At 69.7% G+C, this 13,515-nt stretch carries 12 protein-coding genes, 1 tRNA gene and 1 riboswitch; of the genes, 11 read left to right on the forward strand and 2 right to left on the reverse strand.

Translation table 11 applies throughout. The annotated features are described in order from the left end of the window. The first annotated feature begins 96 nt into the window (after positions 1 to 96). The 3 genes from CH341_RS19905 to mepA all read left to right on the forward strand — a co-directional run bounded on the left by CH341_RS19905 (position 97) and on the right by mepA (position 3,673). Entirely contained in the window at positions 97 to 981 is an 885-nt protein-coding gene (locus tag CH341_RS19905; protein WP_111420731.1) for an NAD-dependent epimerase/dehydratase family protein, read from the forward strand. 114 nt (positions 982 to 1,095) lie between these two features. Beyond that, on the forward strand, positions 1,096 to 2,688 hold the full coding sequence (locus CH341_RS19910; RefSeq protein WP_170149728.1) for a DUF4407 domain-containing protein: 1,593 nt from the start codon (positions 1,096 to 1,098) through the stop codon (positions 2,686 to 2,688). Positions 2,689 to 2,746: 58 nt separating this feature from the next. Further along, complete coding sequence (mepA, locus tag CH341_RS19915) at positions 2,747 to 3,673, forward strand: penicillin-insensitive murein endopeptidase (protein WP_111420733.1); 927 nt, start codon at positions 2,747 to 2,749, stop codon at positions 3,671 to 3,673. Positions 3,674 to 3,866: 193 nt separating this feature from the next. Here the strand turns inward: mepA and CH341_RS19920 are convergent, their stop codons facing one another. Next, positions 3,867 to 5,081, reverse strand: a complete 1,215-nt coding sequence (locus CH341_RS19920) for an O-succinylhomoserine sulfhydrylase (protein WP_111420734.1) — start codon at positions 5,079 to 5,081, stop codon at positions 3,867 to 3,869. Positions 5,082 to 5,135: 54 nt separating this feature from the next. Continuing rightward, positions 5,136 to 5,215: riboswitch (SAM riboswitch) on the reverse strand. A gap of 167 nt (positions 5,216 to 5,382) precedes the next feature. Here CH341_RS19920 and CH341_RS19925 point away from each other — a divergent pair. From CH341_RS19925 to CH341_RS19935, 3 genes are all read left to right on the forward strand, one after another. Beyond that, complete coding sequence (locus tag CH341_RS19925) at positions 5,383 to 6,489, forward strand: 2'-deoxycytidine 5'-triphosphate deaminase (RefSeq protein WP_111420735.1); 1,107 nt, start codon at positions 5,383 to 5,385, stop codon at positions 6,487 to 6,489. A 240-nt stretch (positions 6,490 to 6,729) separates the two neighbouring features. Further along, positions 6,730 to 6,915 carry a type II toxin-antitoxin system RelE/ParE family toxin gene (locus CH341_RS35315; protein WP_210208468.1) on the forward strand — a complete coding sequence of 62 codons (186 nt, stop codon included), beginning with the start codon at positions 6,730 to 6,732 and terminating at the stop codon, positions 6,913 to 6,915. Then, entirely contained in the window at positions 6,912 to 7,235 is a 324-nt protein-coding gene (locus CH341_RS19935; RefSeq protein ID WP_111420736.1) for a helix-turn-helix domain-containing protein, read from the forward strand. The genes CH341_RS35315 and CH341_RS19935 overlap by 4 nt, the downstream gene beginning before the upstream one ends. A 22-nt stretch (positions 7,236 to 7,257) precedes the next feature. Here CH341_RS19935 and CH341_RS19940 read toward each other — a convergent pair whose 3' ends face one another. Continuing rightward, on the reverse strand, positions 7,258 to 9,333 hold the full coding sequence (locus tag CH341_RS19940; protein ID WP_111420737.1) for an HWE histidine kinase domain-containing protein: 2,076 nt from the start codon (positions 9,331 to 9,333) through the stop codon (positions 7,258 to 7,260). 229 nt (positions 9,334 to 9,562) lie between these two features. Between CH341_RS19940 and CH341_RS19945 the strand changes: the two genes are divergently transcribed. From CH341_RS19945 to CH341_RS19965, 5 genes are all read left to right on the forward strand, one after another. Then, positions 9,563 to 9,637, forward strand: a tRNA-Gly gene (locus CH341_RS19945). Positions 9,638 to 9,989: 352 nt separating this feature from the next. Further along, positions 9,990 to 10,142 carry an aa3-type cytochrome c oxidase subunit IV gene (locus CH341_RS19950; protein ID WP_111420738.1) on the forward strand — a complete coding sequence of 51 codons (153 nt, stop codon included), beginning with the start codon at positions 9,990 to 9,992 and terminating at the stop codon, positions 10,140 to 10,142. Between the two features lie 72 nt (positions 10,143 to 10,214). After that, entirely contained in the window at positions 10,215 to 11,348 is a 1,134-nt protein-coding gene (locus tag CH341_RS19955) for a Re/Si-specific NAD(P)(+) transhydrogenase subunit alpha (RefSeq protein WP_111420739.1), read from the forward strand. A 70-nt stretch (positions 11,349 to 11,418) separates the two neighbouring features. After that, positions 11,419 to 11,742 carry a proton-translocating transhydrogenase family protein gene (locus CH341_RS19960; RefSeq protein ID WP_111358152.1) on the forward strand — a complete coding sequence of 108 codons (324 nt, stop codon included), beginning with the start codon at positions 11,419 to 11,421 and terminating at the stop codon, positions 11,740 to 11,742. A 156-nt stretch (positions 11,743 to 11,898) separates the two neighbouring features. Next, on the forward strand, positions 11,899 to 13,296 hold the full coding sequence (locus CH341_RS19965; RefSeq protein ID WP_111420740.1) for an NAD(P)(+) transhydrogenase (Re/Si-specific) subunit beta: 1,398 nt from the start codon (positions 11,899 to 11,901) through the stop codon (positions 13,294 to 13,296). Positions 13,297 to 13,515: the final 219 nt, after the last annotated feature.

Consider the following 13,515-nt stretch of genomic DNA (forward strand, 5'->3'; position numbering starts at 1 on the left):
ACCCGGAATCCAGCCGCGATGCGGATGGTTGGGATTGGATTCCGGGTTCGCGCCTTCGGCGCGCCCCGGAATGACGAACGGAGATGTGAGAACGACATGAGCACGCTGATCTGCTTCGGCTTCGGCTACTGCGCGCAGCACTGGGTGGCCGAGTACGGGGCCCGCTTCGACCGCATCGTCGGCACCACCCGCACGGCCGAGAGCGCCGCCGACCACTCCGCGCGGCACTACGGCGGGCGCGAGGTCGAGATGCTGGTGTTCGACGGCATGGCGCCGTCGGCCGAGCTGATCGCCGCCGTCCGCGAGGCCGAGGCGCTGCTGATCTCGACGCCGCCGACCGAGACCGGCGACCCGGTGCTGGCGGCGCTCGGCGACGAGATCGCCAAGTCTGCCGCGCTGAAGAGCGTCGTGCTGCTCTCCACCCTCGGCGTCTATGGCGACCATGGCGGCGCCTGGATCGACGAGGCGGCGGAGCTGAAGCCGGTCAATCCGCGCGGCCGCGAGCGGGTCGAGGCCGAGGCCGCCTGGGCGGCGCTCGGCGCCCGCGCCGGCGTGCCGGTCGCGGCGCTGCGGCTCGCCGGCATCTACGGGCCGGGCCAGAACGCCATCGTCAATCTGGAGCGCGGCCGCGCCTGGCGGATCGTCAAGCCGGGCCAGGTGTTCAACCGCATCCACGTCGCCGACATCGCCCAGGCGATCGAGGCGGCCTTCGCGAGGCGGGCCGACGGCGCCTTCAACGTCGCCGACGACGAGCCGACCGCACCCGGCGACCCGATCGTCTTCGCGGCCGGCCTGCTCGGCCGCGAGCCGCCGCCGGAATGGCCCTTCGAGGAGGCCGTCAAGCATCTCCCCCCGATGGCCGCCAGCTTCTACGCCGAATGCAAGCGCGCCAAGAACGACAAGCTGAAGCAGGACCTCGGCATCACGCTCCGCTATCCGACCTATCGGGAGGGGTTGAAGGCGTCTGCAACTCAGACGTGAATTAAGGTATAATTCTACTAGAAATATTCATCGGCATCGATTATCTCCTAGCCGTTGTGTCGGTTCCGTGGTCCGCGGGCCGGCCGTGCGGGGCAGGGGCTATCGATGCTTCAAATGCGTCTCGAGGTCATCAAGGCGGCGATCGAGTGGTTCTTCAAGAAGATCCTCGACAACGTCAGTGTCGACGGCTGCAAGACCGGCGGCGTCTTCTGTGAGTTCGCGAACTTCATCAATGGATTCACGCTTCTCACGCTGCTGACCGTCGTTCTTCTCGTCGTCCTCTACTTTGGAGTGTTCAGCTTCAAGCGGATCATCCTGCGGATCGTTCGCGAGTTTTTCCCGGGCGCGACCTTCCGGCGCCAAGGCTCGCCGAAGGGCACGTTCGATCCGTTCGATCTCATCAGGATCCCGCGCCCGCCCGTCGCCGAGAGTGCCGGCGGTCGCCTCTGGCACGCCCTCGGCACCGATCCGGCCATGCTGGTCGGGGCCGGCTACCGGGACGCCAAGGCCCGGATGGGGCTCGCGCTCTCGGTGCTGTTCACCACGGCGCTCGCCGTCGTCGGCGCCTTCACGTTCATGTCCTACCTGATGAAGGACCAAGCTCATTCCTGGTTCGGCTGGGCCGCCGTGACGCTGTTCGGCGTGCTGATCTATGCCGGCGTCATCTACTCGTTCGACATGTCGATCGTGGTCCAGCGCAAGCCCTCGAAAGCGCAGATGTGGGCACGCCTCGGCTTCGCGCTGTTCATGTCGATCCTGGTCGGCGGCCAGCTCAATGTCGACTTCCATCGCCAGTTCCTCTCGGCCCGGCTGGAGAAGCAGCTTCCCATTTCGGAGACGCGGGACGCGATCAGGAAGCTGGAGGAGGAGGATCTGGCGATCAGGAACATCGTCTCGACTCAAACCAAGCAGATCGCCGAGCTGGACAGCGACATCAGGACGCTGCAGCTCCGCAAGGAGAACAAGTCGCTCGACCGCGAAAGAGCGGATCTCCAGCAGGCCGTCGACGCCATCGACGCCGACGTGAAGATGCTGAACTGCATCGCGGGCCGCGAGCGGTCGAGAGGCCGGTGGGAGCGTGCCTGCCGCATCAACCGGCCGCGCCTGATCGCCCTCAACCTCGACGTTTACGAATCTCGCGTGGCCGGACCGGACAGCCCGAGGTGCGAGACCGATCACCGGAGTTCGGTCTACTGCAGGGCGCAGGAAAAGCTCGCCGAGCTCGTCGCCCAGCGCGGCGACGCCAACCGGAAGCTCCAGGCGTTTCCGGTCTCCGCCGACGCGATCGACACCGAGATCGGACGCAAGGAGATCGAGAAGCGGCGCTCGGCCGACCTGCGGGACCAGGAGCTGAAGCGGGGCGAGAACACACGGGCGGCGCTCGGCGTCGCGACCGGCAAGCTGAGCGAGTTCGAGGGGCGGAAATCCAGCTCGACCGCCGAGCTTTGGAGCAGCATGTGGAGCGCCGTCTCCGAGTTCTCCGGAACCGGGATCTGGATCCTGATCCTCTTCATCGTCCTCATCGTGCTCGACATGTTCGCCGTGGTCTCGAAATACATGTGGACGTCGCCCGTTTACGACGCGCGGCTGGAGGCGTGGGAGGCCATGCAGCTCGAGGACGCGGACGCCTTCGTCGCGCGGTTCAGGACCCGGTTCGAGGAGCCGCCCGGCCGCTGGGACCTGCTGCCGCCGCCTGCCCCCGCATGACGCGGACGAGGCGGCCGGCGGCGTTCCGCCGGCGCGAGGGATCCGCTAGATTCGGACCATGAGCCCGAATCGCCGTCTCGCCGCATCGTTGCTCGCACTGGTCCTGCTCGCGGCGCCCGCCGTCGCGCAGGATCGCGGCACGGTGGATCCGAAGCCGCTGCCGCCGCTCGCCAATCCGGACGACCCGAAGACGCCGGCCAAGGCGCTGTTCGGCCGCAAGCCGACCCCGGCCAGCCTCGAGGCGCGGTCGATCGGCTTCTACTCCAAGGGCTGTCTCGCCGGCGGCATCGCGCTGCCGGTCAACGGGCCGGCCTGGCAGGTCATGCGGCTGTCGCGCAACCGCAACTGGGGCCACCCCAATCTCGTCGCCATGCTGGAGCGGCTCGCCGTGGACGGCCAGAAGGCCGGCTGGCCGGGCCTGCTGGTCGGCGACATGTCGCAGCCGCGCGGCGGCCCGATGCTCACCGGCCATGCCAGCCACCAGGTCGGGCTCGACGCCGACATCTGGCTCACCCCGATGCCGGACCGCGAGCTGACCCGGCGCGAGCGCGAGGAGACGTCCGCCACCATGGTGGTGGCGCGCGACCGCCAGGACGTCGATCCGGCCGTGTGGACGCCGGCCCATGTCGGGGTCATCCGCGCCGCGGCGCGGCGCCCGGAGGTCGAGCGCATCTTCGTCAACGCCGCGATCAAGAAGGCGCTGTGCCGCGACGCCGGCGCCGACCGCGCCTGGCTCCACAAGGTGCGGCCCTATTGGGGGCACGACTATCATTTCCATGTCCGCATCGTCTGTCCGGCGGGCGAGGCGGACTGCAAGCCGCAGCCGCCCGTGCCGGCCGGCGACGGCTGCGGCCACGAGCTCGACTGGTGGTTCCAGGAGTCGGTGCTGCATCCGCCGCCCCCCAAGGAGCCGTCGAAGCCGCGCCCGCCTTTGACCATGGCCGAGCTGCCGCCGGCCTGCCGGGTGGTGCTGCAGGCGCCGTAGCTTGTTCACGCTTGCCGCGGCCGATGTGATGCTTGCCGACACGGCACGGCCTGCTCTCTCCCCCCTTGTGGGGGAGAGGTGGAGAGGGGGGTAAGCCCGCGGCACGACGCTGGCGCTGCACCCCCGTCCCTGTCCCTCCCCCACAAGGGGGGAGGGAACGATCGACGCAGGCGCCTCGCAACGACCATCGTCTTCACACGGCCTTCAGCGCCCCCAGCAGATCCGCGATCACGTCGTCCTGATGCTCCAGCCCGGCCGACAAACGGATCAGGCCGTCGCCGATGCCGAGCTCCTCGCGCTGCGCGGCGGTCAGGCGCTGATGCGTCGTGATCGCCGGATGGGTGACCAGGGTTTTCGAATCGCCGAGATTGTTGGTGATGGTCGCGAGCTTCAGCGCGTTCATGAAGCGGAACGAGGCCGCCTTGCCGCCCGCGATGTCGAAGGCGACCAGCGTCGAGCCGCCGCGCATCTGTTTCTTCACCACCTCGGCCTGCGGATGGTCGGCGCGGCCCGGATAGACCAGCCGCGCGATCTTCGGATGCCCGGCGAGCGCGTCGGCGACCGCGGCGGCCGTGGCGGTCTGGCGCTCGATGCGCAGCGACAGCGTCTCCAGCCCTTTCAGCATCACCCAGGCGTTGAACGGCGACAGGCACGGGCCGGTCTGCCGCAGCAGCATGTGGACGTGGTCCTGGATGAACTGTTCGGACGCCAGGAGAATGCCGCCCATGCAGCGGCCCTGGCCGTCGATGTGCTTGGTGGCCGAGTAGACGACGCAGTCGGCGCCGAGCGCCAGCGGGCTCTGCCACAGCGCGGTGGCGAACACGTTGTCGACCACCAGCACGGCGCCGGCCTGGTGCGCGATCTCCGCCACCGCGGCGATGTCGATCACCTCCAGGGTCGGGTTGGTCGGGCTCTCCAGGAAGAGCAGCTTGGTGTTCGGCCGCACCGCGGCGCGCCACTGGTCGAGGTCGAGGCTGTCGACCAACGTCGAGGCGACACCGAAGCGCGGCAGATAGTCCTCGATCACCCAGCGGCAGGAGCCGAACAGCGCCTTCGACGCGACCACGTGGTCGCCGGCCCGGACCGGGCCGACCAGCGCGGCCGTGACGGCGGCCATGCCGCTCGCGGTGGCACGGGCCGCCTCGGCGCCCTCGAAGGCGGCCATCCGCTGCTCGAACATCGCGACGGTCGGATTGGAGAAGCGCGAGTAGAGAAACCCGCCGCCCGGGCCGACGAAGCGCTCCTCGCACTCCTCGGCGGAGCCGTAGGCGAAGCCCTGGGTCAGGAACATCGCCTCGGAGGTCTCGCCGAACTGCGAGCGCAGCGTTCCGGCATGGACGAGCCGGGTCTCCGGACGCCAGCCGGCGGCCACCGCGGAAGACTCGGAGCTCTGGTCGGACGCGGACATCGGACACGGCCTCCTCGGGCCAGCAAAAAGCCCGGCCGGAACGATCCAGGCCGGGCACACGTGTCCCCGGCCCTTTAGCAACCTTCTTTAACGTGGCGGCAAGCCGGCCGGCTCAAATGACCACGGGATAACGCGGGCTCATAGCGAGGGGTGGACTTTTCGTCAAGGCGGGCTTCGGTTAGAGACCAAAGATTACGCTCGTTTCGGGGATCGCGCGGCCGGGCCGCGCGCAGCGGAAGCCGCGTCCGGCGATCCGGACGCCGCTCCGCCGAAGACTCCGCGACCACAGTGAGGAAGGCCCGTGCCGCTCGCCTTCGGCCCCACCGACCGGGGCATCCTGCCCGACCGGATGATCGCCACGCTGACCTCGTCGGGCGGCATCATCACGAGCGTGCCGCTCGCCGACGACCAGATCCAGCCGGCCAGCCTCGATCTGCGGCTCGGCGAGGTGGCGTACCGGGTGCGTGCGAGCTTCCTGCCGGGGCCGCGCGCCACCGTGGCGGAGCGCATCGACAGCCTCAAGCTGCACGAGATCGCGCTCGGCGACGGCGCCGTGCTGGAGACCGGCTGCGTCTACATCGTGCCGCTGCAGGAGAGCCTGGCGCTGCCGGCCGATCTCGGCGCCGCCGCCAACCCGAAGAGCTCGACCGGCCGGCTCGACGTGTTCACCCGGGTGATCGCCGACACGGCCCGCTCCTTCGACCGCATCGAGCCCGGCTATCACGGCCCGCTCTATCTGGAGATCAGCCCCAGAACCTTCCCGGTGCTGGTGCGCGAGGGCTCGCGGCTGGCGCAGATGCGCTTCCACCGCGGCCGCTCGCTGGTCGCCGGCGATGCGTTGGTCGACCTGCAGGCCCGCGAGGGGCTGGTCGACGAGGAGGGCGCCGATCTGGCCGAGGGCGTCGCGGTCGGAGTCGACCTCGCCGGCTTCGGCCCGGACGGGCTGATCGGCTACCGGGCCAAGCACCACAGCGGCCTGATCGACGTCGACCGCCGGGCCCGCTACGACGTCGCCGAATACTGGGAGCCGCTGCACGCCAATCGCGGCAAGACCCTGATCCTCGACCCGGACGAGTTCTACATCCTGGCCTCCAAGCAAGCCGTGACGGTGCCGCCCGACTTCGCCGCCGAGATGGTGCCGTTCGACCCGCTGGTCGGCGAGTTCCGGGTCCATTATGCCGGCTTCTTCGATCCCGGCTTCGGCTGCGACGAGGCCGGCGGCCACGGCTCCCGCGCCGTCCTGGAGGTGCGCTCGCACGAGGTGCCGTTCATCCTGGAGCACGGCCAGACGGTCGGCCGCCTCGTCTACGAGCACATGCTGGCCCAGCCCGACCAGCTCTACGGCGAAGGCATCGGCTCCAACTACCAGGCCCAGGGCCTCAAGCTGTCCAAGCATTTCCGGGTGTGAGGTTGCAGCGCACGCAGGGCGTGCGTATGGATGTGTATTCCCTTGCGGCGAGCGTTGACAATTTCGTCAACAAGTTTACGTCATGCGTTCGACTCGCCCCGTCACTTGGCTCAATGCGGCCCGGAAGACGTTCTCGGCCTTTCCGGACGAGGTTCGCCGGGAGGCCTTCTATGCACTCACGATGGCGGCGGAGGGCGGCAAGGCCGACAGGGCGAAGCCTTTCAAGGGCGCCGGGCCGGCGTGTTCGAGATCGCGTTGTCGCATCGCGGGAACGCGTATCGGATCATCTATGCGGTGCAGATTGGGACCGACTTGATCGTGATCGACGCCTTTCAGAAGAAGTCGAAAACGGGGATCAAAACGCCGCAGGTGGACGTCGATCGCGTCATCGATCGGATCAAGCGCCTGAGGGAGGCCCTGCGATGAGCGGCGACGACCTCGATCTGGTCCGCGGCAGCGGAAACGTGTTCCGTGACTTCGGGCATCCCGATGCCGATCTCGAGCAGGCGCGTGCCATCGTGGCGGCCGCGATCGTCCGCGCACTCGATCGCCGCATGCTCGGCGTTCGTGCGGCCGAGAAGCTGACCGGCATCGCCGCATCGGAATTGTCGCGGATCCGCAACGGGCGGCTCGGTCGCTTCACCCTCGATCGTCTGATCACGATCCTGGGCAGGCTGGACCAGCGCCTTCAGGTCAGCATCGACATCCAGGAACGACCGTCCGCGCCGGCGTTGGCGGGGACGTGACGGCGCCGAACCCCGCCGCGCCTCACCCGTCCGACGCCACCTGGGCGCGGGGGATGCGCAAGGTGGCGTGGGCGCCGTCGGGCGGGTAGTCGAGCGTCACCTCGGATTCGAGGCCCTGCGCCAGCATGCGCTCGATGATGGTGTGGCCGAAGCCGCGGCGGGTCGGCGGCGTCACCGGCGGGCCGCCCTGCTCGCGCCACTCGAACACCAGCCGGTCGCCCTCGTCGCGCCAGGAGATCGCGATGGTGCCGGCCGGCACCGAGAGCGCCCCGTATTTCGAGGCGTTGGTGGCGAGCTCGTGCAGCACCAGCGAGAGGTTTTGGACCGCCTCGAGCCGCAGCATCACGGGCGGGCCGGCGAGCGTCACGCGGGCGCGGGCGTCGCCGACGAACGGGTAGAGCTGCGCCAACACCACGTCGGCTAGCTGGGCGCCCTGCCAGTGCTGCTGCACCAGCAGGTCGTGCGCCCGCGCCAAGGCCTGGATGCGGGCCATGAACTTCTGCTCGAAATCGGCCGGGTCGGTGCTGGCCCGCATCAGCTGCCGGGCCAGGGCCTGGATCACCGCCAGGAGGTTCTTGGTGCGGTGGGAGAGCTCGTGCATCAGGAGCTCGACGTGCTCCTCGCGCCGCTTGCGGTCGGTGATGTCGGTCGACACGCCGATCAGCCCGACCACGGCGCCGGCCGCGTCGCGCAGCGGCGACTTGGTCGACAGGAAGACGCGCGGCGTGCCGCCCGGCGTGGTGAAGCCCTCCTCCACCTTCCGGGGCTCGCCGCAGTCGATCACCAGGCGATCGTTCGCCATGATCGCCTCGGCTTGCGCCGCGTCGTGGTGATACTCCCGCTCGGTGCGGCCCAGCACGGCCTCGCGCGACAGGCCGATGGCGGCGAGGCTGGCCTCGTTGGCCATCAGGATGCGGCCGTCGCGATCCTTCACGTAGATCAGGTCCGGGGTCGTCGCGCTGACGGCGGCGAGCAGCGTGGTGGCGCGCTCCAGCTCCGCCTGGGCGGCGTTGCGCTCCCGCACGATGGTGGCCGCGGTCTCGAACGCGCGCCACACGTCGGCGAGCTCGCGGATGCGCGGCTGGGCCGGCGGCAGCGACACGCCGTGGGCGAGCGCCATCGCGGCGCCCTGCAGGGCCCGCACCGGCTCGGCGATCCGGCGGGCGAAGAACGCGGCGAGGGCGAGCGCCAGCCCGGCGAAGGCCGTGCCGATCGCCAGCATCGCATAGGCGCGGTGCCGCGGCGCCTGCAGCACGGCTTGCGGAACGCCGATCACGGCGGTCCAGCCGGTGACGGTGGAGCGCTGGAAGGCGTTGGTCTGCGCCACGCCCTCCCAGGTGACGTTGTCGAACCGCCCCTGCAGGCGCCCGCCGGTGGCGGCGGCGAGCAGCTCGGGCCGGGCGGCCTGGCCCACATAGGTCTCGGGCTGGCGCGAGCGGGCCACGAACACGCCGTTGCGATCGACCACGGCGGCGATCCAGGTCTCGGGCACACCGGCCTCGCGCAGCACGTCGCCGAGATCGTCCGGATGGATGCCGGCCGCCAGGATCCCGTCGACCCGCCCGTCGCGATAGACCGGCACGGCGATCAGGGCGACGGGCCGGCCGGTGAGGGCGCCGGTGATCAGGTCGGTGACGACCAGCCGGTCGGACGAGAAGAGTCCGGCGAGCGGCGTCATGTCGGCGCGGCGCGGCAGCTCGGCGTCGGGCCGCAGCCGGGTGGAGACGAGCTGCTGGCCGTCGCTGTCGAGCAGCGCGATCTCCTTGCCGAGCCGCAGGGCCGTCTCGGTCGCGTGGCGATGGAACGCGGTGCGGTCCTCGGATGTGCGGGGCGCGAAGCCGGCCAGCACCCGCAGGGCCTGCTCGGTCGCCAGCACATGGGAGTCGATCAGCCGGTTGGTCGCGGTGGCGATCTCCTCGGAGCGCAGCTCCAGTGCGGCGTGCTCCTGCTCGGCCTGGGCCAGGATCACGGCGCCGGCGAAGACCAGCACGGGCAGCAGCGTGGCGGCGACCAGGACCAGGAGGCGGCTGCGGATGGTCGGCGCGCCCGAAAGGCTCCAGCCGTTCGGGTCCGGCGGTCCTGCCGTGTCTCGACTCAAACTCGCTCCCCGCCCGGTCCGCCGACAGTCCGTCGGTGCGTGCGAACCGCACGCGAATGTATGTGGGATTTACATCGGTGGCAATCCGCCGGTGCCATGCGGTGGTCGAGCGAGCGGGCTGCCGGACAGCCGCCCTGCAGGCTCGCCGCGCCCGCGGCCGGACGCACGGCGGCCACCCGCGGCAGCCCCTTGCGGCCGAGCGGTCCGCCCGGGTAATCTGCCCCGACACGCGGGCGTAGTTCAGTGGTAGAACGACAGCTTCCCAAGCTGTATGTCGTGGGTTCGATTCCCATCGCCCGCTCCAATTCGACGAGCCGATGCTTCGGCTCCAGCCGGACCCCGCCCCATCCTGCGGACAGCGCGCCGCCCATCCCCCACGACCGCATGGCCGCATTCCGGTCGTGGCGAGGGGTGATTTCGGATCGGGTCGGCCATGCGGGCGCGTCTGCATTCTTACGGACCCGCCGGCGCTGTCGCGCCGGAGAGCCGGGCAGTCGGCGTCCGGGCCGGATTCCCTGCAAATCGGTGGTTTTCCGGAACCGTCCCGCCGGCCGGGGCGACCGCGCGGAAACCGCCGGAAAACCGCCACTCCATTGCCCTGATGCGTTAATTGCGCTAAGCCGCCGGCCTGGGAAACCCGTGACCTGGAGGGACGGATGGCCGACCACGCCACCGTGGAATACGAGACTGCGTCGGGCAACGACTACGCCCAGCACGAAGCGACCTACGAGGGCTTCCTACAGCTCGTGAAATGGGGCGTCGGGTCCACCGTCGTCGTCCTCGTCCTGATGGCCATTTTCCTGGTCTGACGACCGTTCCGGACGGCGCCGCACGCGATCGGTCGCCGCGCCCGTCCGGTCATGCCTTTCGCAGGAGACACCATGAAGATCGCGATTTGTGCCGAGGCGGACACTGCCGAACCGCGGGTCGCCGGAACGCCGGAGACGGTCAAGAAGATCAAGGCGCTCGGCGCCGATGTCGCGGTCGAGCCGGGGGCGGGCGTCAAGTCCGGCATCCTGGACGCCGATTACGAGGCGGCCGGCGCGACCATCTCGCGCGACGCCGCCCGCGACGCCGACATCGTCTTCAAGGTGCGCCGGCCGAACGAGATGGAGCTCACCGGCTACAAGAAGGGCGCCCTCGTCGTCGCCATCATGGACCCGTACGGGCACGAGGCGGCGCTCGCCGCCCTCGCCCGCGCCGGCGTCACCGCCTTCGCCATGGAGCTGATGCCGCGCATCACCCGCGCCCAGGTGATGGACGTGCTCTCCAGCCAGGCCAACCTCGCCGGCTACCGCGCCGTCATCGACGCCTCGGCCGAGTACGGCCGCGCCTTCCCGATGATGATGACGCCGGCCGGCACCGTGCCGGCCGCCAAGGCCTTCATCATGGGCGTCGGCGTCGCCGGCCTGCAGGCGATCGCCACGGCGCGCCGCCTCGGCGCCATCGTGACGGCGACCGACGTGCGCCCGGCCGTGAAGGAGCAGGTGGCGAGCCTCGGGGCGAAGTTCATCGCCGTCGAGGACGAGGAGTTCAAGCAGGCCGAGACCGCCGGCGGCTACGCCAAGGAGATGTCCAAGGAGTACCAGGCGAAGCAGGCGGCCCTGATCGCCGAGCACGTCAAGAAGCAGGACATCGTGATCACCACGGCGCTGATCCCGGGACGTCCGGCGCCGAAGCTGATCACCGCCGAGATGGTCGCCTCGATGAAGCCCGGCTCGGTGATCGTCGACCTGGCGGTCGAGCGCGGCGGCAATGTCGAGGGCGCCAAGCCCGGCGAGGTCGTCGACGTCAACGGCGTCAAGATCGTCGGCCATCTCAACGTCGCGGGCCGGCTCGCCGCCTCCTCGTCGGCGCTCTATTCCAAGAACCTCCTGGCCTTCCTCGAGGTGCTGGTCGACAAGAAGACCAAGCAGCTCGCCCTCAACTGGGACGACGAGATCCTCAAGGCGACGTGTCTCACCCGCGACGGCGCCGTCGTCCACCCGAACTTCGCGCCGAAGACGGCGGCCTGACGGCCGGCCCGGCCCGCACAGCAACAGCGCCTTCCGAACGGAAGGCCGCCCGCGTTCAAGGAGATCTGCGATGGAGCATGTGGCAAGTGCGATCGACCCGTTCATCTTCCGGCTGTCGATCTTCGTGCTGGCGGTGTTCGTCGGATACTACGTCGTCTGGGCCGTGACGCCGGCCCTCCACACGCCGCTGATGTCGGTGACCAACGCGATCTCGTCCGTGATCGTGGTCGGCGCGCTGCTCGCGGTCGGCGTGTCGCTGGTCGGTGACGACAACGGCCCGCTGCTGGCCCGTGCGCTCGGCTTCGTCGCGCTCGTCTTCGCCTCGGTGAACATCTTCGGCGGCTTCCTGGTCACCCAGCGCATGCTCGCCATGTACACGAAAAAGAAGAAGTGAGCGCGGCGGCTGCCGCCTCCGGCTACAGCCGGCGAATCCGGGCGAGGGGGGCCGGATCGCCGCATCGGGTTCTCGCACCCTCCCTCATCCGGCCGTTTGTTCCGCCTCGGGTCGACGGCGGTCGCGCTGCGCAGCGCTGAATGAGGACGATGTGACATGAACGCGAATATCGCCGCGCTTCTGTACCTGGTGGCAGGAGTGCTGTTCATCCTGGCTCTGCGCGGGCTGTCGAGCCCCGAATCGAGCCGCCGCGGCAACTATTTCGGCATGACCGGCATGCTGATCGCCGTGGGCACCACGCTGGCGCTGCATCCGCCGGCCGGCACCGGAGCCTGGATCCTGGTGGTGCTCGGCATCGCCCTCGGCGGCGGCGCCGGCGCCGTGATCGCGCGGCGCGTGCCGATGACCATGATGCCGGAGCTGGTCGCCGCCTTCCATTCGCTGGTCGGCATGGCCGCCGTGCTGGTCGCGGCCGGCGCCCTCTACGCCCCGGCCGCCTTCGACATCGGCACGGTCGGCGCCATCCACGGCGCCAGCCTGATCGAGATGTCGCTCGGCGTCGCCATCGGCGCCATCACGTTCACGGGCTCGGTGATCGCCTTCGCCAAGCTGTCGGGGCGGATGAGCGGCGCGCCGATCATGCTGCCGCTGCGGCACCTCATCAACATCGCGCTGTTCGCCGCCATCGTGGCGCTGATCGTGGTGTTCGCCCGCACCGAGAGCTACGCGGCCTTCTGGGCGCTGACCTTCGCGTCCTTCCTGTTCGGCGTGCTGATCATCATCCCGATCGGCGGCGCCGACATGCCGGTCGTCATCTCGATGCTCAACTCCTACTCGGGCTGGGCGGCCGCCGGCATCGGCTTCACGCTCGGCAACTCGGCGCTGATCATCACGGGCGCCCTGGTGGGCTCCTCGGGCGCGATCCTGTCCTACATCATGTGCAAGGGCATGAACCGCTCGTTCGTGTCGGTGATCCTGGGCGGCTTCGGCGGCGAGACGTCCGGCCCTGCCGCCGGCGCCGAGGCGCGGCCCGTCAAGCTCGGCTCGGCCGACGACGCCGCCTTCATCATGAAGAACTCCGGCAAGGTCATCATCGTGCCTGGCTACGGCATGGCGGTGGCGCAGGCCCAGCACGCTCTCCGTGAGCTCGCCGACAAGCTGAAGGCCGAAGGCGTCGAGGTGAAGTACGCGATCCACCCGGTCGCCGGCCGCATGCCGGGCCACATGAACGTGCTGCTGGCCGAGGCCAACGTGCCCTACGACGAGGTCTTCGAGCTCGAGGACATCAACTCGGAGTTCGCCCAGGCCGACGTCGCCTTCGTGATCGGCGCCAACGACGTGACCAACCCGGCCGCCGAGGAGGATCCCAAGTCGCCGATCTTCGGCATGCCGGTCCTGCAGGTCTGGAAGGCCGGCACCGTGATGTTCTCCAAGCGGTCGCTCGCCTCCGGCTACGCCGGCATCGATAACACGCTGTTCTATCGCGACAACACGATGATGCTGCTCGGCGACGCCAAGAAGATGACGGACGAGATCGTGAAGGCGATGGGTTGATCGCGCCGCGGTCCAGTTCGACGCATGCGAAGGCACGGCCCCGCCAGGGCCGTGCCTTTTTGCTGTCCGGCGGCGGCCCGGCACTGCTGCTCGCGACCGTGCTCGGCGCGGCGACGCCGGCGGTCGCCCAGGACGCCGCCTGCCCGGCAGGCGCGACGCGGTCGATCGTCACCGAGCTGTTCTTCGGTCGTGACGCCGGCGGCCGCCGCGCCCCCCCCC

The organism is Rhodoplanes roseus (genome assembly GCF_003258865.1).
Taxonomy (GTDB): domain Bacteria; phylum Pseudomonadota; class Alphaproteobacteria; order Rhizobiales; family Xanthobacteraceae; genus Rhodoplanes; species Rhodoplanes roseus.

Excerpts from the sequence above, each read along its gene's own strand:
- CH341_RS19905 (WP_111420731.1), top strand. The coding sequence starts at position 97 with ATGAGCACGCTGATCTGCTTCGGCTTCGGCTACTGCGCGCAGCACTGG.
- CH341_RS19910 (WP_170149728.1), top strand. The coding sequence starts at position 1,096 with ATGCGTCTCGAGGTCATCAAGGCGGCGATCGAGTGGTTCTTCAAGAAG.
- mepA (WP_111420733.1), top strand. The coding sequence starts at position 2,747 with ATGAGCCCGAATCGCCGTCTCGCCGCATCGTTGCTCGCACTGGTCCTG.
- CH341_RS19920 (WP_111420734.1), bottom strand. The coding sequence starts at position 5,081 with ATGTCCGCGTCCGACCAGAGCTCCGAGTCTTCCGCGGTGGCCGCCGGC.
- CH341_RS19935 (WP_111420736.1), top strand. The coding sequence starts at position 6,912 with ATGAGCGGCGACGACCTCGATCTGGTCCGCGGCAGCGGAAACGTGTTC.
- CH341_RS19950 (WP_111420738.1), top strand. The coding sequence starts at position 9,990 with ATGGCCGACCACGCCACCGTGGAATACGAGACTGCGTCGGGCAACGAC.
- CH341_RS19955 (WP_111420739.1), top strand. The coding sequence starts at position 10,215 with ATGAAGATCGCGATTTGTGCCGAGGCGGACACTGCCGAACCGCGGGTC.
- CH341_RS19960 (WP_111358152.1), top strand. The coding sequence starts at position 11,419 with ATGGAGCATGTGGCAAGTGCGATCGACCCGTTCATCTTCCGGCTGTCG.
- CH341_RS19965 (WP_111420740.1), top strand. The coding sequence starts at position 11,899 with ATGAACGCGAATATCGCCGCGCTTCTGTACCTGGTGGCAGGAGTGCTG.